Raw genomic sequence first — 24,139 nt, forward strand, 5'->3', positions numbered from 1 at the left:
GAGGGCTGGATGAAAGCGACCCAAGACACCCTGGCGGCACCCGTGGCGGATGCACGTCCCGCGGCGACGCCGCTGCCACCCAAGAGCGCTCGTCTCAAGCGGATCCAGGTGATCGCCCTGGCGCTGCTGGTACTGGCCGGCTTCGTCAACTACCTCGACCGCAGCACCCTGGCCATCGCCAACCAGACCATCAGCGGCGAGCTGGGCTATACGCCGACCGAGATGGGCCTGCTGCTGTCGGCCTTCGCCTGGGCCTATGCCTTCGCCCAGTTGCCCATCGGCGGTCTGCTGGATCGCTTCGGTGCGCGCCTGACCCTGGGCCTGGGCATCTGCCTCTGGTCGCTCGCCCAGGGCGTGCTCGGGCTGCTCAGCAGCCTGCACCTGATGATCCTCGCCCGCATCGGCCTGGGCATCGGCGAGGCGCCGCAATTCCCGGCCGGCGCCAAGGTGGTCAGCGAGTGGTTCAACGTGCGCGAGCGCGGCCTGCCCTCCGGCATCTTCAACCTGTCGTCCTCGCTGGGGCCGGCGATCTCCCAGCCGATCCTCACTGCGCTACTGCTGTGGCTGGGCTGGCGGCAGATGTTCATCGCCATGGGGGTGCTCGGCGTTGCCGTCGCGGCGCTCTGGTACCTGAGCTATCGCGACCGGGTGCAGGTGGTGCTGGACGCCGCGGAGCGGGCGCACCTGGATGCCGGCCTGCCACCCCAGGACGCCGGCCAGCGGCTGACCTTCGCCGACTGGCTGGGGTTGTTCCGCCGCCGCCTGACCTGGGGCGTGGTGATCGGCTACGTCGGCATCATCTACATGCTGTCGCTGTTCCTGACCTGGCTGCCGGCCTACCTGGAGCGGGTTCACCACCTGTCCCTGTCCCAGGCCGGCTGGGTCGCCAGCCTGCCGTTCCTGGCCGGTGCCTGTGGCGTGATCGGTGGTGGCCTGCTGGTGGATCGCCTGACCCGCAGCGGGCGCAGCCTGGCCTTCAGCCGCAAGCTGCCGATCTGCGGCGGTCTGGCGGCGGCCGGATTATTCGCCCTGTGCAGCGCCGGGGTGACCGGCATCGGCAGCGTCATCCTCTGCTTCAGCCTGGCACTGTTCAGCCTCAACGTGGCGGTAGCCGGCACCTGGTCGCTGGTGAGCGTCGCGGTACCCTCGCACCAGGTGGCCTCGCTGGCCAGCATCCAGAACTTCGGTGGCTACTTCGGCGGCGCCTTCGCCCCGGTCATCACCGGCATGATCGTCCAGCAGACCGGCTCCTTCGGCCTCGCGCTCGGCATCGCCGCCGCGGTCGCGGTGGCCGGTGCCCTGAGCTATGGGCTGCTGGTGCGCCTGCCCGACACCCCTTCCTGATTCCCCTGGAGACGACCGTCATGGATCTGCCTCGCAATCCCTTCAAGGCCCGCCTCACGGGCAGCGACACCCTCTACGGCCTCTGGGCCGGCTTCGCCACCGGCTATGCCGCCGAGATCGCCGCCGGCACCGGCTACGACTGGCTGCTGATCGACGGCGAGCACGCCCCCAACACGGTGCCAAGCATCCTCGCCCAGTTGCAGGCGGTGGCGCCCTACCCCACGGCGCCGGTGGTGCGTTGCGTGACCGGCGATGCGGTGCTGATCAAGCAGTTGCTGGACATCGGCGTGCAGACGCTGATGGTGCCCATGGTGGAGACCGCCGACCAAGCCCGCGCCCTGGTGCGCGCCATGCGCTATCCCCCCCACGGCATCCGCGGCGTTGGCGGCGGGCTGGCCCGCGCCACCCGCTGGGACGCGGTACCCGACTACCTGCACACCGCCCATACCGAGTTGTGCCTGATCGTCCAGGTGGAATCGCGGCTGGGCAGCGACAACGTCGCCGAGATCGCCGCAGTGGAGGGCGTGGACGCCGTCTTCGTCGGCCCCGCCGACCTCTCCAGCGGCCTCGGCCATGCCGGCAATCCGGGCCATCCCGAGGTGCAGGCACGTATCCGCGCCGCCATCGATGCCACCCGCGCGGCCGGCAAGGTGGCCGGGATCCTGGCGCCCCAGGAAGACGATGCCCGGCGCTATCGCGACTGGGGTTGCCAGTTCGTCGCCGTCGGCATCGACATCAGCCTGTTCCGCCAGGCGGCGCTGGCCAACCTGGCCCGCTATCGCCCCCTCGAAGCGCCCCAGGCGCCCTCTCGCACCTATTGACCCGGAGTCCGCCATGGCCGATCTGCCTCTTTACCAGAACTACATCGATGGCCGCTTCCTGCCGGCCGCCGAGGACTTTCTCGTCCATAACCCGGCCACCGGCGAGGCCCTGGCCCGGGTACCGGCGTCCAGTCGCGAGGACGTCGACCAGGCCATCGCCGCCGCCCGCCGTGCCCAGAAGGCCTGGGCGCGCAAACCAGCCATCGAGCGCGCCGGCTACCTGCGGCGCATCGCGGCAAAGCTGCGTGAGCACGCACCGCGGCTGGCCCGGACCATTGTCGCCGAACAGGGCAAGGTCCATGGCCTGGCCGAGGTGGAGGTCAATTTTACCGCCGACTATCTCGACTACATGGCCGAGTGGGCAAGGCGCATCGAAGGCGAAATCATCACCAGCGACCGACCCGACGAGCAGATCTTTCTGCTGCGCAAGCCGCTGGGCGTGGTGGCCGGCATCCTGCCCTGGAACTTCCCCTTCTTCCTGATCGCGCGCAAGCTGGCGCCGGCGCTGCTCACCGGCAACACCATCGTCATCAAGCCCAGCGAAGAAACCCCGATCAATGCCCATGAATTCGCCCGCCTGGTGGCCGAGACCGACCTGCCGCCCGGGGTCTTCAACCTGGTCAGCGGTGCCGGCGCCGTGGGGGGCCAGCTTAGTGCCCATGCCGGCATCGACATGGTCAGCTTTACCGGCAGCGTCGGCACCGGCTCGCGGATCATGGCCGCTGCCTCGCCGAATCTGACCAAGCTCAACCTGGAGCTGGGCGGCAAGGCGCCGGCCATCGTCCTGGCCGATGCCGACCTGGACCTGGCGGTCCGGGCGATCCGTGACTCGCGCATCATCAACACCGGCCAGGTGTGCAACTGCGCCGAGCGGGTCTATGTGGAACGCGCGGTGGCCGAGGACTTCATCGAGCGCATCGGCCGCGCCATGGCCGCCACCCGCTATGGCGACCCCCAGGCCGACACCAGCGTGGAGATGGGACCGCTGATCAACGCCGCCGGCCTGGACAAGGTGGCGGCCAAGGTCGACGTCGCCCTCGGTCAGGGCGCCCGCCTGGTCACCGGTGGCAGTCGCGCCGACCTGGGTCGCGGCTTCCACTTCCAGCCCACGGTGCTGACGGACTGTCGCGCGGACATGCCGATCATGCGCGAAGAAATCTTCGGCCCGGTGCTGCCGATCCAGGTGGTGGACGATCTCGACGAGGCCATCGCCCTGGCCAACGACTGCGAATACGGCCTCACCTCCTCCGTCTATACCCGCAGCCTGGGCAAGGCCATGCACGCCATGCGCGAGATCGACTTCGGCGAGACCTACATCAACCGGGAAAACTTCGAGGCCATGCAGGGCTACCACGCCGGGGTGCGCAAGTCCGGCATCGGTGGCGCGGACGGCAAGCACGGGCTCTATGAGTACACCCATACCCAGGTGGTCTATCTGCAGGGCTGAGACTGGCTACCCGGTCCAACCGCTTCGCTCGAATGTTCTCGGGCGAACGCGGGTCGAAACAGGCGCAACCCAAGACCAGGCGCGGGCCAGCGGCCCCAGGGAGACCAGATGCAGAACTACCACATCCTACCCACCGACACCGGCTGGGAATTCAAAGAGGAACATGGCGATCGTGCCCTGCTCAAGGCGTCGACCAAGGACGCCCTCGTTCACCAGGCAGCGCAATACCTGGATGGCAAGACTGGCAGCGTCAAGATCCACACCGCGGATGGCCGCATCGAGGAAGAGCGCACCTATCCACGCAGTGCGGATCCGGCACGCTCCAAGGGCTGAGGCCGGCGCGCCTCGCCCCACTACCCCGCCGCCGACACCAGGAACTGGCGAAACGCCTGGGCACCGGCCCCAAGGCGGTCTTCGGGACTCCAGATCAGCCCCAGCTCCATGGGCGGGATGGCATCGGCCACCGGCCGGGCTTCCAGCTTGCGGCCTTCCAGCGACCAGCCGCGATAGAGCATGTCGGAGAGGATGGTCACGCCGAAGCCATGGGCGACCAGGCCGCGCAGGGACTCCATGGACGAAGTCTTGAACACCACGTTGGGCGCAAGACCCGCCGCGTGCCAGTAGCGCAGGGTCGAGGTCTCCCCTTCGTCCACCGTGGCGAGGATGTAGGGATAGAGAGCGATGTCGGCCAGGGTGACGCGCTCCGCTGCCAGCAGCGGATGGGCGCTGGGCAGCCAGAGCTGGCGCGGCGAGCGCATCAGCAGGTGGCGCTCGAAGGGCTGGGTGGCGTCGACGTTGGAGATGACGGTGAGGCCCAGCTCCAGGGTGCCATCGGTGATGCCGGCCTCGATGCTGGGCCGGTCCATGTCGCGCAGGTCGATGTCGATCTGCGGATAGCTGCGCTTGAAGCGCGCCAGCAGGGTCGGCAGGTAGTAGCCGAGCACCGCATAGGAGGCGCCGACGCGCGCCTGGCCGGTCAGGGCATGGCTCTGGAACAGCGGCTGGCTGACGGCGTCCTGCAGGGTATCGAGGATGTGCCGGGCATGGTGATAGAACTGATGCCCCTCGGCCGTGAGCTTGACGCCGTGGGGCAGGCGCTCGAATAGCCGCACGGCGAGCAGCGCCTCCAGCTGGCTGACCGCCGTGGTGACCGCCGACTGGCTGACGTTGACCGCGCTGGCGGCCAGGGAAAACTGGCTGTTCTCGGCGGCGGCGACGAAGTAGCGCAGCTGCCGCATCGAAATGTCCTTGAGCACTGCCATCTGATTTTCCAATACCTGGATTCTATTTTTATCGTTTCACGATAGCGCATTTCCTCTCCTAGACTCAGAGGCACAGGCGCGCCGCCTTCCTCTCGCGGTCGCCATGACAAGAATAATGAACAGGAGGACGGACCATGCGCGCCCTCGCGCCCACGTTCCGCAGCCGCGCTCCGTGCGCACCCTTGTCCTGCCGTCGGCCGCCCTGCCCGACGGTTTTCCAGCGTCCACCTGCGCGCCACGCCCGCGCCTGGCCATCAGCGCTGCCCCGTCCTGTTTCTTTCAGCTCCGCGCCGTACCGGGTGGCCGCCCCATGCGCGCCCGATCGGCCGACCGCTCTCACCCGACAATCCCAACAACAGGTGACCCCATGAGCTACCCGAGTCTCAACTTCGCCCTGGGCGAGACCCTCGATCTGCTGCGCGATCAGGTGCGCACCCTGGTCGCCCGCGAGGTAGCGCCTCGCGCGGGCGAGATCGATGCCAGCAACAGCTTTCCCATGGACCTGTGGCGCACCTTTGGTGACCTGGGCTTGCTCGGCATCACCGTGGGCGAGGAATACGGCGGCGCAGGGCTCGGCTATCTGGCCCATGCGGTGGCCATGGAGGAGATCAGCCGCGGCTCCGCCTCGGTCGCCCTGTCCTATGGCGCTCACTCCAATCTCTGTGTCAACCAGATCCACCGCAACGGCAGCGCCGAGCAGAAGGCGCGCTACCTGCCCCGGCTGGTCAGCGGCGAGCACATTGGCGCCCTGGCCATGAGCGAACCCAATGCCGGCTCGGACGTGGTCTCCATGAAGCTGCGCGCCGACCGCCGCGGCGATCGCTTCGTGCTCAACGGCAGCAAGACCTGGATCACCAACGGGCCCGATGCCCACACCTATGTCATCTATGCCAAGACCGAGCCGGAGAAGGCTGCCCATGGCATCACCGCCTTCATCGTCGAGCGTGACTGGACCGGTTTCAGCCGCGGCAGCAAGTTCGACAAGCTGGGCATGCGCGGCTCCAACACCTGCGAGCTGTTCTTCGACGACGTGGAGGTGCCGGAGGAAAACGTGCTGGGCCAGGTCAATGGCGGGGTCAGGGTGCTGATGAGCGGCCTGGACTACGAGCGCGTGGTCCTCGCCGGCGGCCCGGTGGGCATCATGCAGGCCTGCCTGGACGTGGTCCTGCCCTACGTCCATGACCGCAAGCAATTCGGCCAGAGCATCGGCGAATTCCAGCTGATCCAGGGCAAGGTGGCCGACCTCTACACCGGCCTCGCCGCCAGCCGCGCCTATCTCTATGCGGTGGCTCAGGCCTGCGACCGCGGCGAGACCACCCGCAAGGACGCTGCCGGGGTGATCCTCTATACCGCCGAGAAGGCTACCCAGATGGCGCTGGAAGCCATCCAGATCCTGGGTGGCAACGGCTATATCAACGAATACCCCACCGGCCGCCTGCTGCGCGACGCCAAGCTCTACGAGATCGGCGCCGGCACCAGCGAGATTCGCCGCATGCTGATCGGCCGCGAGCTGTTCAACGAAACCCGGTGAGGACGCCTTAATGACCGTGCTGACCTCCACGCTGAACCGGCGCACCCCGGACTACCAGCGCAACGCCGCCGCCATGGCCGCGCAGCTGGCCCGGCTCGACCAATTGCTGGCGCGCATCCGCGAAGGCGGCGGTGCCAAGGCCCAGGCGCGCCATACCGCGCGCGGCAAGCTGCTGCCCCGCCAGCGCATCGATCTCCTGCTGGACCCGGGCTCGCCCTTCCTGGAGATCGGCGCCCTGGCCGCCCTCGACGTCTACGAGGAAGAGGTACCGGCCGCCGGGGTGGTGGCCGGCATCGGCCGCATCGAGGGCGTCGAGTGCATGATCATCGCCAACGACGCCACCGTGAAAGGCGGCTCCTACTATCCGCTGACGGTGAAGAAGCACCTGCGCGCCCAGGCCATCGCCCTGCAGAATCGCCTGCCCTGCCTTTATCTGGTGGATTCCGGCGGCGCCAACCTGCCCCGCCAGGAAGACGTCTTCCCCGACCGGGAGCACTTCGGGCGGATCTTCTTCAACCAGGCGACCATGAGCGCCCAGGGTATCCCGCAGATCGCCGTGGTCATGGGCTCCTGCACCGCCGGCGGCGCCTATGTGCCGGCCATGAGCGACGAGACCATCATGGTGCGCCAGCAGGCCACCATCTTTCTCGCCGGCCCGCCACTGGTGAAGGCCGCCACCGGCGAGGTGGTCAGCGCCGAGGAACTGGGCGGCGCCGATGTCCACTGCCGTACCTCCGGCGTGGCCGATCACTACGCCGAGAACGACGGCCATGCCCTGGCCCTGGCGCGGCGCTGCATCGCCAACCTCAACTGGCGCAAGCTGGGCGAGCTGCAACTGAAGACGCCCAGCGCACCGCTGTATCCGGCCGAGGAGCTGCAAGGCCTGGTCCCGGTCGATCCCAAGCAGCCGCTGGAGGTGCGCGAGGTGATCGCGCGGCTGGTGGACGGCAGCGTCTTCGATGAATTCAAGGCGCAATTCGGTACCACCCTGGTCTGCGGCTTCGCTCATCTGCACGGCCATCCGGTGGCCATCCTCGGCAACAACGGCATCCTCTTCGCCGAATCGGCGCAGAAAGGCGCGCACTTCATCGAACTGGCCTGCCAGAGACGCATCCCGCTGCTGTTCCTGCAGAACATCACCGGCTTCATGGTCGGCAAGAAATATGAAGAAGGCGGCATCGCCAAGCACGGCGCCAAGCTGGTTACCGCGGTGGCCTGCGCCCGGGTGCCCAAGTTCACCGTGATCATCGGCGGCAGCTTTGGCGCCGGCAACTACGGCATGTGCGGTCGCGCCTACGATCCACGCTTCCTGTGGATGTGGCCCAACGCGCGTATCGGCGTGATGGGCGCCGAGCAGGCGGCCGGGGTGCTGGTGCAGGTCAAGCGCAAGCAGGCCGAACGTGCCGGCGAGGTCTTCGACGACGAAGAGGCGGCGCGCATCAAGGGCCCCATCGTCGAGCAGTACGAGCGCCAGGCCCATGCCCATTACTCCAGCGCGCGGTTGTGGGATGACGGGGTGATCGACCCGGCCCAGACCCGCGAGGTCCTCGCCCTGGCCCTGTCGGCCAGTCTCAACGCCCCGCTCGAGCCGACGACCTTCGGCATCTTCCGGATGTAGGCCATGACTGACTTCCACACCCTGGAACTGATCCGCGATCCGCGCGGCTTCGCCACCCTCTGGCTCGACCGTCCGGATCGCCACAATGCCCTGGATGCGCAGCTGATCGCCGAGCTGGGCACCGTGCTGGCCGAGATCGCCAGCGATCAGGAACTGCGCTTCCTGCTCCTGCGCGGCCGCGGGCGGCACTTCTGCGCCGGCGCCGACCTGGCCTGGATGCAGGCCTCGGCCAATCTGGACGCCGCCGCCAACCGCGCCGACAGCGAGCGGCTGGCCGAGGTGATGTATCGCCTGCAGGCCCTGCCGCTGCCCACCCTGGCGGTGGTCCAAGGCGCGGCCTTTGGCGGCGCCGTGGGCCTGGTCAGCTGCTGCGACCTGGCCCTGGCCGCCAGTGACGCTACCTTCTGCCTGTCGGAGGTGCGCATCGGCCTAGTGCCGGCGGTCATCGGCCCCTTCGTGATCCGCGCCCTGGGCGAGCGGGCAGCGCGGCGCTACATGCTCGGCGCCGAGCGCTTCTCCGGCGAACGCGCCGCCGAGCTGGGCCTGGTGGCCGAGACCGCCGCGGCCGCCGACCTGGAGGCACTGGTCGAGGCCTGGATCGCCCGGCTGCTGGACAACGGCCCCCAGGCATTGCGCGCCTGCAAGCGGCTGCTGGACGGCGCTGGCGAAGGCACACCCAGCGCCCAGGTGCGCTCGTTCACCGAGAGCCTGATCGCCGCCGTGCGCGTCACCCCCGAAGCCCAGGAAGGCCTGCAGGCCTTCCTGGAAAAACGTCGCCCCGCCTGGCAGGAGAACTCGCCATGACCTTCGACCGTCTGCTGGTCGCCAACCGCGGCGAGATCGCCTGTCGGGTGATGCGCACCGCCAAGGCCCTCGGCCTGGGCACCGTCGCCGTGCACAGCGCCATCGATGCTGGCGCCCGTCACGTGCGCCAGGCCGACCAGGCGGTGGACCTGGGCGGGACCAAGCCGGCCGACAGCTATCTGCTGGGCGAGCGCATCATCGCCGCTGCCCTGACCACCGGCGCCCAGGCGATCCATCCCGGCTACGGCTTTCTCTCCGAGAACGCCGCCTTCGCCGAGGCGGTGGCCGCGGCCGGGCTGGTCTTCGTCGGGCCACCCGCGGCAGCGATCCGCGCCATGGGCAGCAAGTCCGCGGCCAAGGCGCTGATGACCGACGCCGGAGTGCCCCTGGTGCCGGGGTATCACGGCGAGGACCAGTCCCTGGCCAGCTTTCGCGACGCCGCGGCGCGCATCGGCTATCCGGTGCTGCTCAAGGCCACCGCCGGCGGCGGCGGCAAGGGCATGAAGATCGTCGAGCGCGAAGCCGACCTGGCCGAAGGCCTCGCCTCGGCCCAGCGCGAAGCGCGCGCCGCCTTTGGCGATGCGCGGATGCTGGTGGAGAAATACGTGCTGCAACCGCGCCACGTGGAGATCCAGGTCTTCGCCGACGGGCACGGCCACTGCCTCTATCTCAACGAACGCGACTGTTCCATCCAGCGCCGTCACCAGAAGGTGATCGAGGAAGCCCCCGCGCCGGGTCTTACGCCCGCGTTGCGCCGGGCTATGGGCGAGGCGGCGGTGCAGGCGGCCCAGGCCATCGGCTACGTCGGCGCCGGCACCGTGGAATTCCTGCTCGACGCCCGCGGCGACTTCTTCTTCATGGAGATGAATACCCGGTTGCAGGTGGAGCACCCGGTCACCGAGGCCATCACCGGTCTGGACCTGGTGGCCTGGCAGCTGCGCGTGGCCGCTGGCGAGCCCCTGCCCCTCACCCAGGCCCAGGTGCCGCTGCACGGCCATGCCATCGAGGTACGGCTCTATGCCGAGGACACCGACCAGGGCTTCCTGCCGGCCTCGGGCACCCTGCAGCTCTATCGCGAGCCGGCGGCCGGTCCGGGGCGGCGGGTGGACAGCGGCGTGGAGGAAGGCGACGAGGTGTCGCCCTTCTACGATCCCATGCTGGCCAAGCTGATCGCCTGGGGCGACAACCGCGAACAGGCGCGCAAGCGCTTGCTGGCCATGCTCGACGACACCGCGGTGGGCGGTTTCGCCACCAACCTCGCCTTCCTGCAGCGCCTGCTCGCCCATCCGGCCTTTGCCGCGGCCGAGCTGGACACCGGCTTCATCGAGCGTCACCGGGATGCCTTGCTGCCCGCACCCGGAGAGCTGACCGACGCCTTCTGGACATTGGCGGCCCAGGCCTGGCTGGCAACGCTGCCGGCCCATGCCGATTCGACGTCACCCTGGGCTTCCCGCCAGGGCTGGCGCCTGGGTGGGCCATCACTTGTCTCGCTACGCCTGGCCTGTCGCGGAGAGGTGCGCGCCGTCGCCCTGCCCGGTTCGGCGGCGGTCGAGCTGAATGGTGATCGCCTCCACTGGCAGGCCGAGGGCATCCGTCAGAGCACACACCTCCATCGCCGTGGGCAAACGCTGTTTATGGAGTGGCAGAACCGCCTCGAAGCCGTCACCTGGGCCGATCCGCTGGCCGAGGTCAAGCGCCAGGCCGATGCAGGCGGACTCACGGCACCGATGAACGCCAGCGTGGTCGCCGTACCGGTGGCCGTCGGCGACACCGTGGAAGCCGGTACCCCGCTGGTGATACTGGAGGCGATGAAGATGGAGCACAGCATCCGCGCGCCCCGTGCGGGCGTCGTGGCCGCGCTGTTCTGCAGCCCTGGCGAACTGGTGGCCGAGGGCACTGCCCTGGTGGAACTGGAGGAGGCCGCACCATGAGCGAGGGCCTGCCGTCCCGGGTGCGGGTGGTCGAGGTCGGGCCACGCGATGGCCTGCAGAACGAACCCCAGGCGCTGGACGTCGCCGAGCGCATCCAGCTGTGCAAGGCGCTGATCGCTAGCGGCGTGCAGCATCTGGAGGTGGGCAGCTTCGTCTCGCCCCGCTGGGTGCCGCAGATGGCCGGGACCGCCGAGGTACTGGCGGGACTCGGGCGGCCGCCGGGCGTGGTCCGTTCGGTGCTGGTGCCCAATATGCAGGGTTTCGAGGCCGCCCTGGCGACGGGAGTGGATGAGATCGCCGTCTTCGCTGCTGCCTCGGAAGGCTTCTCCCAGCGCAACATCAATTGCTCCATCGCCGAGAGCCTGGCGCGCTTCGTGCCCGTGGTCGAGGGCGCGCGGGCGGCGGGCATCCGGGTCCGCGGCTATGTGTCCTGTGTGCTGGGCTGCCCCTACGACGGCGCGATCGCCCCGGACCAGGTGGCCAGCGTGACCCGCGAGCTGCTGGAGCTGGGCTGCGCCGAGGTCTCCCTGGGCGATACCATCGGCGTCGGCACCCCGGGCCGCACCCGGGCGCTCTGGCAGCGAGTCGGTCGGGAGGTGCCGCTCGGCCGCCTGGCCGGGCATTTCCACGACACCTATGGCCAGGCCCTGGCCAACGTCTACGCCAGCCTGCTCGAAGGCATCGCGGTGTTCGACAGCTCCGTCGCCGGGCTGGGCGGCTGTCCCTATGCCCGGGGCGCCAGCGGCAATGTCGCCAGCGAGGACCTGGTCTATCTGCTGGATGGCCTGGGCCTGGCGACCGGCGTCGACCTCGCCAGACTGGTCGAGGCCGGGCAGGACGTCTCCGCCCTGCTGGGTCGATCCAATCAGTCGCGGGTCGGCCGCGCCCGGGCGGCGCGAGCGGTCGACTAGCAGGGGCGCTGGCGAGCGCCCATGGCAACCGCCGGGGCTTGCTCCCATAATGGCGGCCTCTCTCACCCAAGGACCCGCTTTGGCCAGGAAGTCCCGACGCGAACTCGCCCAGCTCGATGGCACCACCGAGCTGCCCCTCACCGTGCGCGAGGTCGCCCTCGCCGCCGGGGTGTCGCCCATTACCGTGTCCCGGGCCCTGCACCGACCGAGCCTGGTGAGCGCCGCCACCCGCGAGCATGTCCTGGCCGTGGTCAAGGAGCTGGGCTACGTGCCCAATCTGCTGGCGGGCAGCCTCGCCTCCAGCAAGAGCCGGCTGGTGGCCATCCTCCTGCCCACCATCGCCAATTCCATCTACGCCACCGTGGTGCAGGCGATCATGGATCGCCTCACCGAGGCGGGCTACCAGGCGCTGATCGGTCCCACCGGCTATTCGCCGGAAAAGGAAGAGGAATTGCTGGAAGCCATCCTTGGCCGCCGCCCCGATGGCATCGTCCTCACCGGCACCCTGCACACCCCAGCCAGTCGCGCACGGCTGGCGGCGCTGAACATCCCGGTGGTGGAAGCCTGGGACCTGAGCGCCGAGGCCCTGGACATGCAGGTGGGCTTTTCCCACGAGCAGGTCGGCGTCGCCCTGGCGGAGCACTTCGTCGCCCGTGGCTATCGCCGCTTCGGGGTGATCTCGGTGGACGATCCCCGCGCCATGCGCCGCAACCTGGCCCTGCAGGCCCGCCTGGTGGCGCTGGGCATCCCCGAACTGCCCATGGAGGTGCTGCCGCTGCCCGCCACCTGGGAAGTCGGCCGGATCGGCCTGGCGCGCCTGCTGGAACGCCCCGAGCCGCCGGAGCTGGTGCTGTGCAGCTCCGACACCCTGGCCCTGGGCGTGGTCGCCGAGGCCAGCAGCCGCGGCCTGCGCATTCCCGCGCAACTGGCGGTGGTCGGCTTCGGCGACACCACCAATGGCCGCTTCGCTACCCCGGCGCTGTCCACGGTCAGCGTCAATGCCGACGCCATGGGCCAGCGGGTCGCCCAGGCGCTGCTCGACCGTCTCGCGGGCGAGCAGACCGCGGTGAGTCTCGATACCGGTTTCGCCCTGATCGAGCGGCAGAGCTCCTAGCGGATTTTTTGCACGCGGCCACAGATTTAGCGGTTGAATGATAACGTTATCTGTTTAATGATAGCGCTATCGTTGTCAGACGACTTACAACATAAGCCCGCTACACGATGTCAGCCCGCACACAAAAACAAACCAGTGGGAGCTCTCCATGCACGAAACCAAGCAGACGCGCGTCCGCTATCTGATCCTGTTCATGCTGTTCGTCGTGACCACGATCAACTACGCCGACCGCGCCACCATTTCCATCGCCGGCTCCGCCCTGCAAAAAGACCTCGGCATCAGTGCCGTCTCTCTCGGCTTCATCTTCTCCGCCTTCGGTTGGGCCTATGTGCTCGGCCAGATCCCCGGCGGCTGGCTGCTCGATCGCTTCGGTTCGAAGAAGGTCTATGCGGCGAGCATCTTCACCTGGTCGGTGTTCACCATGCTGCAAGGCTACATCGGTGAATTCGGCATCGGCACCGCGGTATTCCTGCTGTTCGCCCTGAGATTCATGGTCGGCCTGGCCGAAGCACCCTCCTTCCCCGGCAACGCCCGCATCGTCGCCGCCTGGTTCCCCACCAAGGAGCGCGGCACCGCCTCGGCGATCTTCAACTCGGCGCAGTACTTCGCCACCGTGCTGTTCGCGCCGCTGATGGGCTGGATCGTCTACCACTTCGGCTGGCAGCACGTCTTCGTGGTGATGGGCGCCCTGGGTATCGCCTTCTCGGCGGTCTGGCTGGCGGTGATCTACAGCCCCCGCGAACATCCCCGCGCCAATGCCGCCGAGATCGACTACATCGCCAGCAACGGCGGCCTGGTCGACCTGGACACTCCCGGCAAGAAGAGCGAAGGCCCGAAGTGGAGCTACATCGGCCAGCTGCTGACCAATCGCATGATGGCCGGCATCTACCTGGGCCAGTTCTGCATCAACGCCCTCACCTACTTCTTCCTCACCTGGTTCCCCGTCTACCTGGTGCAGGAACGCGGCATGACCATCCTCAAGGCCGGCATCATCGCCTCCCTGCCGGCCATCTGCGGCTTCATCGGCGGCGTGCTCGGCGGGGTCATCTCCGACTACCTGCTGCGCCGCGGCAGCAGCCTGAGCGTGGCGCGCAAGACCCCCATCGTCGCCGGCATGCTGCTGTCGATGAGCATGATCCTCTGCAACTACGTCGACGCCGACTGGATGGTGGTGGGCTTCATGGCCATGGCCTTCTTCGGCAAGGGCATCGGCGCCCTGGGCTGGGCGGTGGTTTCCGACACCTCGCCCAAGCAGATCGCCGGCCTCTCCGGTGGCCTGTTCAACACCATCGGCAACCTGTCCTCCATCACCACCCCGATCATCATCGGCTACATCATCGCCGCCACCGGCTCGTTCAAGATGGCCCTGGTGTTCGTCGGTGCCAACGCCCTGGTGGCGGCCATCAGTTACCTGTTCGTCGTCGGCGAGATCAAGCGTGTCGAGTTGCGCGGTGTGCCCACGCCGCCCGCCGAAGCCCCGCTCGCCGCTGAAACCCCTCGCTGATCACCAAGGAGCCCGACCATGACGCAATTCAACGCCACGCCTGCCCTGCACACCGGCACCCCGGTGGTCACCTCGCTGGAAGTCTTGCCCGTCGCCGGCCAGGACAGCATGCTGCTCAACCTCAGCGGCGCCCACGGTCCCTACTTCACCCGCAACGTGCTGATCCTCAAGGACAACGCCGGTCGCACCGGCGTCGGCGAGGTGCCCGGCGGCGAGACCATCCGCCAGACGCTGGAAGACGCCCGCCAGTTCCTGATCGGCCAGCCACTGGGCCAGTACCAGCGCATCCTCGGCCAGGTCCGCCAGGCCTTCGCCGGGCGTGATGCCAGCGGTCGTGGCCTGCAGACCTTCGACCTGCGCGTCACCATCCATGCGGTGACCGCCATCGAAGCCGCCCTGCTCGACCTGCTCGGTCAGCACCTGGAGGTTCCGGTAGCCGCCCTGCTCGGCGAAGGCCAGCAGCGCGATGCCGTGGAGATGCTTGGCTACCTGTTCTATGTCGGCGACCGCAACAAGACCACGCTGGACTACCGCAGCGAAGCCGACAGCGACGACGCCTGGTTCCGCGTGCGCAACGAAGAGGCCCTGAGCCCGGAGACCGTGGTGCGCCTGGCCGAGGCCGCCTATGACCGCTACGGCTTCAAGGACTTCAAGCTCAAGGGTGGCGTGCTCAGTGGCGATGCCGAGATCGAGGCGGTCACCGCCCTGGCCGAGCGCTTCCCGGAGGCGCGCGTGACCCTGGACCCCAATGGCGCCTGGTCGCTCAAGGAAGCCATCCGCCTGTGCCGCGACCAGCACCAGGTGCTGGCCTACGCCGAGGACCCCTGTGGCGCCGAGAACGGCTATTCCGGACGCGAGGTGATGGCCGAATTCCGCCGCGCCACCGGCCTGCCCACCGCCACCAACATGATCGCCACCGACTGGCGCCAGATGGGTCACGCCATCCAGCTGCAATCGGTGGACATCCCCCTGGCCGATCCGCACTTCTGGACCATGCAGGGCTCGGTGCGGGTGGCGCAGATGTGCAACGACTGGGGCCTGACCTGGGGTTCGCATTCCAACAACCACTTCGACATCTCCCTGGCCATGTTCACCCATGTCGCCGCCGCGGCGCCGGGCAAGATCACCGCCATCGACACCCACTGGATCTGGCAGGATGGTCAACGCCTCACCCGCCAGCCGCTGGAGATCAAGGGCGGCCTGGTCGCGGTGCCGCAGCAGGGTGGCCTTGGCGTGGAGCTGGATCTGGACGCCCTCGCCCGCGCCCACGAGCTGTACAAGACCAAGGGCCTGGGCGCGCGGGACGACGCCATGGCCATGCAATTCCTCTCGCCCAACTGGACCTTCGATAACAAGAAGCCCTGCCTGGTTCGCTGAGACGCCCCAGCCCGCCAGCAGCGCCCGCTCCGGAATCTCCGGGGCGGGCGCTGCTTCCGTTTCAGCGTCCGACACATCGGATTACACCTACCGATAGCCTGCTAAGCGATCGTTAAGCTCACCGGATCGACACTAACCCCAAGGTATCTCGCAGCCCCGCCCGATACCCCGCGGTTCCAGTCACTTTCGTATCCGGGAGAAGCACATGAACCTCAATCGTCGTATCGCCAAGAGCCTTCTCGTCCTGACCATCGCCTCGGTGTTTTCCACCGCCGCCCTGGCCGACACCCGACCCGATGTCGCCACCCAGCAGGTCGCCACCCTGCCGGCGATATCCCAGCAGGGCCAATCGGCCTTCAGGGACGTGATCGCCGCGCGCCAGGATCTCTTCGAAGGTCACGTCGATCAGGCCAAGCAGCAGCTGGGTGCCGCCGAGAGCGCCCTGCAAACGGCCCAGACCGACAAGACCGCCTATCTCAAGTCGGCCAAGGACCTGCGGGGTCAGGACGGCAAACTCATGCAGGTCTCCGCGCAGGACGCCAAGGCCACGTCCTGGCTGCCGATCTGGAGCGGTATGGCGCTGCGTGACGACTATGTCGCCACCCCGGCCAAGAATCAGGCCGTGGCCCAGGCCAACGAGAAGATCCAGCAGGGTGACACCCAGGGCGCTGGCGCGATCCTCAAGGTGGCCGGCGTCGACGTCGACTACTCCACCGCGGTACTGCCGGCCCAGGAAACCCTGGACTTGGTGCATCGGGCCAACCAGGAGCTGGGCCACGAGCAATACTGGCAGGCGAACCTCACGCTCAAGCAGGTGCAGAACAGCCTGAGATTCGACAACGCCAATGTCGACGTGACTCCCACCAGCTGGTTCTCCAGGACCACCACGGTCTTCACCCCGGTCGACAAAACCTGAGCCTGGCGCAGGCTCCTGAGGCCCACGGAATCGTTAACTTCAGCGTAACGATTCCGTCCTCAGGTTGATTGAACGCCCGGCAGTCGAGGTCTAGGGTGACTCCACGACAGGTGATTCGTGGAGACCCCAATGACAACGACATCCTCCCCACCGGCTCGGATCGCCAGGCGCCGCAGCGACAAGCAGCAGCGCCTGGACCGGGTGGCCACGCTGGCCGATGGCAAGGTGCTGCCCACCGCCTCCATCGTCGCGGCCCTGGAACAGCTGCTGGCCCCCGGCGACCGGGTGGTGCTGGAAGGCAACAACCAGAAGCAGGCCGACTTCCTCTCCCGCAGCCTCGCCCAGGTCGATCCGGCCCGGCTGCACGACCTGCACATGATCATGCCCAGCGTCGGTCGCGCCGAGCACCTGGACCTGTTCGAGCGCGGCATCGCCCGCAAGCTGGACTTCTCCTTTGCCGGCACCCAGAGCCTGAGGATCAGCCAGCTGCTGGAGGACGGGCTGCTCGAAGTCGGCGCCATCCACACCTACATCGAACTCTATGCCCGGCTGCTGGTGGACCTAATTCCCAAGGTGGTACTCAGCGCCGGCTTCATGGCCGATCGCGCCGGCAACATCTACACCGGCCCCAGCACCGAGGACAGCCCGGCGCTGATTGAGCCGGCGGCCTTCAGCGACGGCATCGTCATCGTCCAGGTCAACCAGCTGGTGGACGACGTGTCCGAACTGCCGCGAGTCGACATTCCGGCGGACTGGGTGGATTTCGTGGTGGTGGCCGATCGGCCCTTCTATATCGAGCCGCTGTTCACCCGCGATCCGCGCCACATCAAGCCGGTGCACGTGCTGATGGCGATGATGGCGATCCGCGGCATCTATGAACGCCACCAGGTGCAGTCGCTCAACCATGGCATCGGCTTCAACACCGCGGCCATCGAGCTGATCCTGCCCACCTACGGCGAGCGCCTGGGCCTCAAGGGCAAGATCTGCCGGCACTGGACGCTCAATCCCCACCCCACGCTGATCCCGGCCATCGAGAGCGGCTGGGTGGAAAGCGTGCACTGCTTCGGCACCGAACTGGGCATGGAGGGCTATATCGCCCAGCGCCCGGACGTCTTCTTCACCGGTCGCGATGGCTCGCTCCGCTCCAACCGGCTGCTCTGCCAGCTGGCCGGTCAGTACGCCGTGGACCTGTTCATCGGCGCCACCCTGCAGGTGGATGGCGACGGCCATTCCTCCACCGTGACGCGGGGGCGCCTAGCCGGCTTCGGTGGCGCGCCGAACATGGGCCATGATCCGCACGGTCGGCGTCACCCCACCCCGGCCTGGCTGGACATGCGGCAGCAGACCGGCGACGGCGCACCGGCCCTGCTCGAACGCGGCAGGAAGCTGGTGGTGCAGATGGTCGAGACCTTCCAGGAAGGCGGCAAGCCCACCTTCGTCGACACCCTGGACGCCGTGGAGGTGGCGCGCAAGAGCGGCATGCCGCTGGCGCCCATCATGGTCTATGGCGACGACGTCACCCACCTGCTCACCGAGGAAGGCATCGCCTATCTCTACCGCGCCCGCTCCCTGGAAGAGCGCCGGGCGATGATCGCCGCCGTGGCCGGGGTCACCGCCATCGGCCTGCGCAGCGATCCGGCCGAGGCCCGCCGCCTGCGCCAGGAAGGCCTGGTGGCCCTGCCCGAGGACCTCGGCATCCGCCGCACCGATGCCAGTCGCGAGCTGCTCGCCGCCAAGAGCATCGGCGAGCTGGTGGAATGGTCCGGCGGCCTCTATCAACCCCCGGCCAAGTTCAGGAGCTGGTGATGCGCGCCCTCGCCCGCCGTACCTCATCGCCCGCCGAGCGCCTGGCCGAGTGGGCCGTATCCGCCCTGGTGGACGAAGCCGAACTCTCGCCCAAGCCGGCCCTGGTGGATCGCCGCGGCCAGGGCGCCCACGGTGATCTCAGCCTTGGCCTGATGCTGACCTCGGCCCAGGCCCTGCAGCCCTGCTTCCAGGCCATGGCCGAAGCCGCAGAGCGAGGGCTGCCCGCCGCCGAACTGCGCCGCCTGATCGGCCAACTGGGGCGTGACGGCGAAGCCGCCATGCTGCAGGTCACCCACGGGGTCAACACTCACCGCGGCGCCATCTGGGCGCTGGGGCTGCTGGTGACGGCGACCGTGCATGAACGTCCGACTTCCACCCAGGCGCTGTGCCTGGCGGCCGGGCGCCTGGCCAGCCTGCCCGATCCGGACGTGCCCCAGGCAGCGCCCAGCCATGGCCAGCGCGTCGCCCAGCGCTATGGCGTCGGCGGCGCCCGGGCCGAGGCCGCCGCGGGCTTTCCTGCCATCCACCAGCGCGGTCTGCCGCAGTTGCGCGCCAGCCGCCAGGCCGGTGCGGGCGAACAGAACGCTCGCCTGGATGCGCTCCTGGCCATCATGACCGCGCTGGACGATACCTGCGTGCTGCACCGGGGCGGCCCGGCGGCCCTCACCACCATGCAGCAGGGCGCCCGCGCCGTGCTGCAGGCCGGGGGCAGCGCCAGTCTCGCCGGGCGGCGCCAGCTGCTGACCCTGGATCGCCAGTTGCTGGCCGCCAACGCCTCTCCCGGCGGCGCCGCCGATCTCTTGGCCGCTACCCTTCTCGTCGATCGCCTGGAGCCATGGCTCCCTGGAGACCTCTGATGGAACACTTCACCTGCCGCTATCCGGCCAGCCAGCGCCGCCAGGGCCGTGCCCTGGTGGGCTGCGTCGGCTCGGGGGACCTGGAAGTCCTCCTCGAACCCGCCAACGCCGACTTCACCCTCAAGGTGACCACCTCGGTCAACGGCAGCGAACCGCGCTGGCGTGCCCTCTTCGACCGGCTGTTCGCCACCCGTGAGGACCTGCCGGCCCTGACCCTCGACATCCATGACTTCGGCGCCACCCCGGGCGTGGTGCGCCTGCGCCTGGAGCAGGGTCTGGAAACCCTCGACCTGGAGGACAGCACCCATGGCTGAAGCCACCCTTCCCGATGTCCAGGAGCTGCTGCACAGCCGCAGCTTCGTCGAACTCGGCGCCCGCGAGCGGGCCCGTGTGGTACTCGATGCCGGCAGCTTTCGCGAGCTGGTCGGTCCCTTCGAACGGCTGATGTCGCCGTGGCTGCCCAAGCAGGGCATCGTCTGCCAGGCCGATGACGGCGTGTTGGTGGCCAAGGGGCTGATCGACGGCCAGCCCGCGGTGGTCTGCGCCATCGAGGGCGCCTTCCAGGGTGGCAGCATGGGCGAAGTGGGCGGCGCCAAGATCGCCGGTGCCCTGGAGCTGGCGCTGGAAGACAATCTCGCTGGCACCCCGACCCGCGCCGTGCTGCTGCTGGAAACCGGCGGCGTGCGCCTGCAGGAAGCCAATCTGGGGCTGGCCGCCATCGCCGAGATCCAGGCGGGCATCGTCGCCTTGCGCGCGCACCAGCCGGTCATTGGCGTCATCGCTGGCAGCGTCGGCTGCTTTGGGGGCATGTCCATCGCCGCGGGTCTGTGCAGTCAGCTGATCGTCACCCGCGAGGCCCGCCTGGGACTCAATGGGCCCCAGGTGATCGAACAGGAAGCCGGCATCGAGGAATACGATTCCCGCGACCGCCCCTTCATCTGGAGTCTGACCGGCGGCGAACAGCGGGTCGCCACGGGCCTGGCCGATATCTTCGTCGCCGACGACAGCGCCGCCGTGACTGCCGCCATCCGCCAGAGCTTTACCCAGGGCGCTGCCGACGCCTACCGCAGCCAGCAAGCCGAACACTACCTGACGCGCCTCGAGGATCTCGACACCCGTCCCCAGGCGGACGCCGCCGCGGTCCGCCACCTCTATGCCGGAGACCAGCCATGAGCACCCAGCCTTCGCAACGCGGCCTGACCTGGTTCCAGGCCCTGGCCGGCCAGGGTGAGGCCGTCGCCGGCCTACCCGCCTCCCTGCGCGTCGCCGACCTCGAACTGGCCGGACGCCCCGCGCGCTGGCTGGCGGTGGTAGCGGATGCCGAGAATCCCTTTCCCCGGGCCCGCCAGGGCGAGGTCGGTCTGCTGGAGGGTTGGGGCCTGGCCCGAGCCATTCAGCAGGCCATCGCCGAGGATGCTGGCGCCCAGGTGAAACGCACCCTGATCGCCCTGGTGGACGTGCCCAGCCAGGCCTACGGTCGTCGCGAGGAAGCCTATGGCATCCACCAGGCCCTGGCCGGGGCCGCCGGGGCCTACGCCGAGGCGCGCCTGGCCGGCCACCCGGTACTGGGCCTGCTGGTGGGCAAGGCCATGTCCGGCGGCTTTCTCGCCCATGGCTACCAGGCCAATCGCCTGCTGGCCCTGCGCGATCCCCAGGTGCAGGTGCATGCCATGGGCAAGGCCTCGGCCGCGCGGGTCACCCTGCGCAGTGTCGAGGAGCTGGAACGCCTGGCGGCGGACATCCCCCCCATGGCCTACGACCTGGACAGCTATGCCTCCCTGGGCCTGCTCTGGCGGCAGCTGGAAGTGGCCCAGCCCGACCAGCCCTCGACCGCAGATCTGCAGCAGGTACGCCAGGCCCTGGCCGAGGCCCAGGCCGATGTGCTCGCCAGCGGTACCACCGATCTCAAACTCCGGCTGGACGGCGCCAACCGCGCGGCCTCTCGCGCAGTACGTGAACGCCTGCGGGCGGGATGGAGCGCGTGATGGGCGGGCGGATGGCGGGATCGTTGGGCTTCGCTGCGCTCAACCCAACCTGCGAGGCTCAGGNAAGCCCAACACCGGCCCCACGACCTCCTCTGGGGCCTCACCCCGGACGCCCTGCCCGCGCGCGCCCCCAGTTGGGCCCACCAGGTCGCCCAAACCGGCCTGCCCGTCGTCGTCCGCCGCGCGACACCTGAGCCCGGCCGCATCCCGGTCGGCCTGCGCGGCACCACCCGCGCCGAGCGGCTGGCGGCCTGGCTGGAGCCTGCTGTCGTGCTGCAGCGGCGGTCTCCCGAGGCGCTGCGGATCACGAACGGCTGCCGCGATCTGCCCGTCTTCGACACCCTTGGCCGCTTACAAACCCGGCTGGATGACCTGGGCCTGCCCTGGGGCCCCACCGGCGCCGCGGGCTACGAACTGGCCTCTGGCTGGCCAGCCCTGCATGCGGGGAGCGATCTGGATCTGCTGATCCGTTGCGCAGCCCCGCTGCCACGCGAGCAGGCGCGGGCCCTGCTGGCGTCCCTGCAAACACAGGCGCTCTGTCGCCTGGACATCCTGCTGGAGACCCCGCTCGGCGGCGTGGCCCTGGCGGATTGGGCGGCGAACGCGCCCAGGGTGCTGCTCAAGACCGCTGCCGGTCCCCAGCTGGTAGGCGATCCCTGGCCAGAGGCACGCGCCGCATGAGTACCCTCTTCCAGTTTCCCGGCCAGGGTGCCCAGCGTTCCGGCATGCTGCATGCCCTGCCCGACGACGCCGAGGTCCGGCGGACGTTGGCGGAAGCCGCCGCGGTGCTGGACCTCGATCCCTTGAACCTGGACTCCGTCCAGGCCCTGGAACATACCCGCGCCGTGCAGCTCTGCCTGCTGATCGCCGGCGTCGCCACGGCGCGCCTGCTGCTGAGCCGCGGACCGGCGCCACAGCTGGTGGCGGGCTTGTCCATCGGAGCCTATGCCGCCGCGGTGGTGGCCGAGGCCCTGGACTTCGCCGATGCGCTGCGCCTGGTGGCCCGTCGCGGCGAATTGATGCAGGCGGCCTACCCGTCCGGCTACGGCATGCTGGCGATCCTGGGCCTGGGGCGTGGCGCGGTGGAGAGCCTGGTCGCTGACCACCATCGCCCTGCCGCGCCGCTGTACCTGGCCAATGCCAATGCCGAGCAGCAATACGTGGTCGCGGGCAGCGATGCCGGCCTGGCCGCGCTGGCCGAAGCCGCGCGCGCCCAGGGTGCCGCAGCGGCCAAGCGCCTGGCCATGAGCGTGCCGTCCCACTGCCCGCTCCTCGCCGAAGCCGCCCAGACTCTGAATAAGGCCTTTGCCGAGGTCGAGCTACGCGCGCCCCGGCTGGCCTATCTGAGCGGTACCTCGGCAAGACGGCTGGTGCGTGCCGAGCAGTTGCGCGACGACCTGGCCTTCAACATGGCGCGGACCATCGAATGGCACGCCACCCTGGAAGCCGCCCGCGAGCGCGGCGTGCGCCTGGCCATCGAGCTGGCGCCGGGCAGCGTGCTCAGCCAACTGGCCAGGCGCGTACTGCCCGCCAGCGGCGTACTGGCCTGGCAGGATACCCACCCCGAAACCCTGGACGCGCTGCGGCGCGAGGAGGCGGCGCGACCGGACTGAACATTCCCCATACGGCGGCTGCCCTCACCCCCGCCCTCTCCCCGCGGGAGAGGGGGTAAAAGCGCGAGCAGCGGCCAGGCTTCACCCCACCCCCAAGCACAACCGAGGACAACAACAATGATCATCTACGGTGTCGCTTTACTTTCCCTCTGCACCCTGGCCGGCATCTTCGCCGGCGAAGTCCTGGGCCGGCTCATCGGCGTGCCCGCCAACGTCGGCGGTGTCGGCATCGCCATGTTGCTGCTGATCTTCTTCAGCAGCTGGATCAGCAATCGCGGCACCGGCCTCAAGCCCAAGACCGAACAGGGCGTGGAGTTCTGGAGTGCCATCTACATCCCCATCGTGGTCGCCATGGCGGCGCAGCAGAACGTGGTGGGAGCCCTGCACAGCGGCCCCATGGCCATCCTCGCCGGCCTGACGGCAGTGGGTATCGCCTTCGCCCTGGTGCCGGTGCTCGATCGCCTGGGTCGCAAGAAGCCGGCCACTGCCACCCCCGCTTCCCTTAGCCAGACCGCACGGTGACCGCCATGCTGATCGAAGCCCTGAGCAAGACCACCCAGTCCTACGGTTTGATCGCCTCCTTCGCCGTGATCGGCGTCATCATGTGGGTTTCCTACTGGCTCTCCGACAAACTCACCCGCGGTCGCCTGCACGGCTCGGCCATCGCCATCTTTCTCGGCCTGCTGCTCGCCTATGTCGGCGGGGTCGTCAGCGGTGGCCAGAAGGGCCTGGTCGACCTGCCGCTGCTGGGCGGCCTGGGCCTGCTCGGCGGCGCCATGCTGCGCGACTTCGCCATCGCCGCGACGGCCTTTGGCGTCAACATGCGCGAGCTGCGCGAAGCGGGCATCGCCGGAGTCATCGCCCTGCTGATGGGGGTGTTCTCTTCCTTCATCGCTGGCGTCGCCATCGCCCTGGCCTTTGGCTACACCGACGCCGTGAGCCTCACCACCATCGGCGCGGGCGCGGTGACCTACATCGTCGGTCCGGTCACCGGCGCGGCCATCGGCGCCAGCTCCGACGTCATGGCGCTGTCCATCGCCGCCGGCCTGGTGAAGTCCATCGTGGTGATGATCGCCACGCCCTTCCTGGCGCCCTACATCGGCCTTAACAATCCGCGCACGGCGGTGATCTTTGGCGGCCTGATGGGCACCTCCAGCGGCGTGGCCGGAGGCCTCGCCGCCACCGATCCGCGCCTGGTGCCCTATGGTTGCCTGACGGCGGCCTTCTACACGGCCCTGGGATGTCTGCTCGGCCCTTCGCTGCTGTTCCTGGCGACCCGCGCCGTCGTCGGCGGTTGA

Annotated in this window: 23 protein-coding genes; 22 read left to right on the forward strand and 1 reads right to left on the reverse strand. The window is 68.8% G+C overall.

What is annotated here, in order from left to right; all coding sequences use genetic code 11:
- Positions 1-9 precede the first annotated feature (9 nt).
- The 4 genes from PVZ72_RS12435 (at position 10) to PVZ72_RS12450 (ending at position 3,945) form a co-directional block, all read left to right on the forward strand.
- Entirely contained in the window at positions 10-1,344 is a 1,335-nt protein-coding gene (locus PVZ72_RS12435) for an MFS transporter (RefSeq protein WP_187979394.1), read from the forward strand.
- A 20-nt stretch (positions 1,345-1,364) separates the two neighbouring features.
- Positions 1,365-2,165 carry an HpcH/HpaI aldolase/citrate lyase family protein gene (locus PVZ72_RS12440; RefSeq protein ID WP_273862048.1) on the forward strand — a complete coding sequence of 267 codons (801 nt, stop codon included), beginning with the start codon at positions 1,365-1,367 and terminating at the stop codon, positions 2,163-2,165.
- A 13-nt stretch (positions 2,166-2,178) separates the two neighbouring features.
- Positions 2,179-3,612: an aldehyde dehydrogenase gene (gene aldA, locus PVZ72_RS12445; RefSeq protein WP_273862049.1), complete on the forward strand. Its 1,434-nt coding sequence runs from the start codon at positions 2,179-2,181 to the stop codon at positions 3,610-3,612.
- 108 nt (positions 3,613-3,720) lie between these two features.
- Entirely contained in the window at positions 3,721-3,945 is a 225-nt protein-coding gene (locus PVZ72_RS12450; RefSeq protein ID WP_273862050.1) for a DUF2188 domain-containing protein, read from the forward strand.
- A gap of 20 nt (positions 3,946-3,965) precedes the next feature.
- On the opposite strand, the gene PVZ72_RS12455 is transcribed toward PVZ72_RS12450, so the two are convergent.
- Positions 3,966-4,874: a LysR family transcriptional regulator gene (locus tag PVZ72_RS12455; RefSeq protein ID WP_273862051.1), complete on the reverse strand. Its 909-nt coding sequence runs from the start codon at positions 4,872-4,874 to the stop codon at positions 3,966-3,968.
- A 367-nt stretch (positions 4,875-5,241) separates the two neighbouring features.
- Here PVZ72_RS12455 and PVZ72_RS12460 point away from each other — a divergent pair, with 367 nt between their 5' ends.
- The 18 genes from PVZ72_RS12460 to madM all read left to right on the forward strand — a co-directional run bounded on the left by PVZ72_RS12460 (position 5,242) and on the right by madM (position 24,139).
- Complete coding sequence (locus PVZ72_RS12460) at positions 5,242-6,405, forward strand: isovaleryl-CoA dehydrogenase (protein ID WP_187979419.1); 1,164 nt, start codon at positions 5,242-5,244, stop codon at positions 6,403-6,405.
- Positions 6,406-6,415: 10 nt separating this feature from the next.
- A complete protein-coding gene (locus PVZ72_RS12465) occupies positions 6,416-8,023 on the forward strand; it encodes a carboxyl transferase domain-containing protein (protein WP_273862052.1) in 1,608 nt (535 codons plus the stop codon).
- Positions 8,024-8,026: 3 nt separating this feature from the next.
- A complete protein-coding gene (locus tag PVZ72_RS12470) occupies positions 8,027-8,827 on the forward strand; it encodes an enoyl-CoA hydratase-related protein (protein WP_187979421.1) in 801 nt (266 codons plus the stop codon).
- Positions 8,824-10,758 carry an acetyl-CoA carboxylase biotin carboxylase subunit gene (locus PVZ72_RS12475; RefSeq protein ID WP_273862053.1) on the forward strand — a complete coding sequence of 645 codons (1,935 nt, stop codon included), beginning with the start codon at positions 8,824-8,826 and terminating at the stop codon, positions 10,756-10,758. Before PVZ72_RS12470 ends, PVZ72_RS12475 begins: the two co-directional genes overlap by 4 nt.
- Positions 10,755-11,669 (forward strand): hydroxymethylglutaryl-CoA lyase, encoded by a 915-nt coding sequence (locus PVZ72_RS12480; RefSeq protein ID WP_187979423.1) that lies wholly within the window; start codon positions 10,755-10,757, stop codon positions 11,667-11,669. The genes PVZ72_RS12475 and PVZ72_RS12480 overlap by 4 nt, the downstream gene beginning before the upstream one ends.
- Before the next feature lie 79 nt (positions 11,670-11,748).
- The gene (locus tag PVZ72_RS12485) at positions 11,749-12,783 is read left to right on the forward strand and encodes a LacI family DNA-binding transcriptional regulator (RefSeq protein ID WP_273862054.1); all 1,035 of its coding nucleotides are present in this window, start codon (positions 11,749-11,751) and stop codon (positions 12,781-12,783) included.
- Between the two features lie 148 nt (positions 12,784-12,931).
- Positions 12,932-14,287: an MFS transporter gene (locus PVZ72_RS12490; protein WP_133860710.1), complete on the forward strand. Its 1,356-nt coding sequence runs from the start codon at positions 12,932-12,934 to the stop codon at positions 14,285-14,287.
- A gap of 18 nt (positions 14,288-14,305) precedes the next feature.
- Positions 14,306-15,664, forward strand: a complete 1,359-nt coding sequence (gene gudD, locus PVZ72_RS12495) for a glucarate dehydratase (protein ID WP_273862055.1) — start codon at positions 14,306-14,308, stop codon at positions 15,662-15,664.
- A 205-nt stretch (positions 15,665-15,869) separates the two neighbouring features.
- Positions 15,870-16,580: a YfdX family protein gene (locus PVZ72_RS12500; protein WP_273862056.1), complete on the forward strand. Its 711-nt coding sequence runs from the start codon at positions 15,870-15,872 to the stop codon at positions 16,578-16,580.
- Positions 16,581-16,709: 129 nt separating this feature from the next.
- On the forward strand, positions 16,710-18,386 hold the full coding sequence (gene mdcA / locus PVZ72_RS12505; protein ID WP_158896446.1) for a malonate decarboxylase subunit alpha: 1,677 nt from the start codon (positions 16,710-16,712) through the stop codon (positions 18,384-18,386).
- Positions 18,386-19,243 (forward strand): triphosphoribosyl-dephospho-CoA synthase, encoded by an 858-nt coding sequence (locus tag PVZ72_RS12510; RefSeq protein WP_273862057.1) that lies wholly within the window; start codon positions 18,386-18,388, stop codon positions 19,241-19,243. The genes mdcA and PVZ72_RS12510 overlap by 1 nt, the downstream gene beginning before the upstream one ends.
- The gene (locus tag PVZ72_RS12515; protein ID WP_133860715.1) at positions 19,243-19,557 is read left to right on the forward strand and encodes a malonate decarboxylase subunit delta; all 315 of its coding nucleotides are present in this window, start codon (positions 19,243-19,245) and stop codon (positions 19,555-19,557) included. Before PVZ72_RS12510 ends, PVZ72_RS12515 begins: the two co-directional genes overlap by 1 nt.
- On the forward strand, positions 19,550-20,416 hold the full coding sequence (locus tag PVZ72_RS12520; protein ID WP_273862058.1) for a biotin-independent malonate decarboxylase subunit beta: 867 nt from the start codon (positions 19,550-19,552) through the stop codon (positions 20,414-20,416). Before PVZ72_RS12515 ends, PVZ72_RS12520 begins: the two co-directional genes overlap by 8 nt.
- Positions 20,413-21,228 carry a biotin-independent malonate decarboxylase subunit gamma gene (gene mdcE, locus PVZ72_RS12525; protein ID WP_273862059.1) on the forward strand — a complete coding sequence of 272 codons (816 nt, stop codon included), beginning with the start codon at positions 20,413-20,415 and terminating at the stop codon, positions 21,226-21,228. The genes PVZ72_RS12520 and mdcE overlap by 4 nt, the downstream gene beginning before the upstream one ends.
- A 33-nt stretch (positions 21,229-21,261) precedes the next feature.
- Positions 21,262-21,909 (forward strand): malonate decarboxylase holo-ACP synthase, encoded by a 648-nt coding sequence (locus PVZ72_RS12530; RefSeq protein ID WP_273862334.1) that lies wholly within the window; start codon positions 21,262-21,264, stop codon positions 21,907-21,909.
- Complete coding sequence (mdcH, locus tag PVZ72_RS12535; RefSeq protein WP_273862060.1) at positions 21,906-22,841, forward strand: malonate decarboxylase subunit epsilon; 936 nt, start codon at positions 21,906-21,908, stop codon at positions 22,839-22,841. The genes PVZ72_RS12530 and mdcH overlap by 4 nt, the downstream gene beginning before the upstream one ends.
- A 117-nt stretch (positions 22,842-22,958) precedes the next feature.
- Positions 22,959-23,363: a malonate transporter subunit MadL gene (madL, locus tag PVZ72_RS12540; protein ID WP_187979432.1), complete on the forward strand. Its 405-nt coding sequence runs from the start codon at positions 22,959-22,961 to the stop codon at positions 23,361-23,363.
- Between the two features lie 8 nt (positions 23,364-23,371).
- Positions 23,372-24,139, forward strand: coding sequence for a malonate transporter subunit MadM (madM, locus tag PVZ72_RS12545; protein WP_187981361.1), 768 nt, complete (start codon positions 23,372-23,374; stop codon positions 24,137-24,139).

Source organism: Pseudomonas sp. LA5, assembly GCF_028640825.1.
GTDB lineage: Bacteria > Pseudomonadota > Gammaproteobacteria > Pseudomonadales > Pseudomonadaceae > Chryseomonas > Chryseomonas aestiva.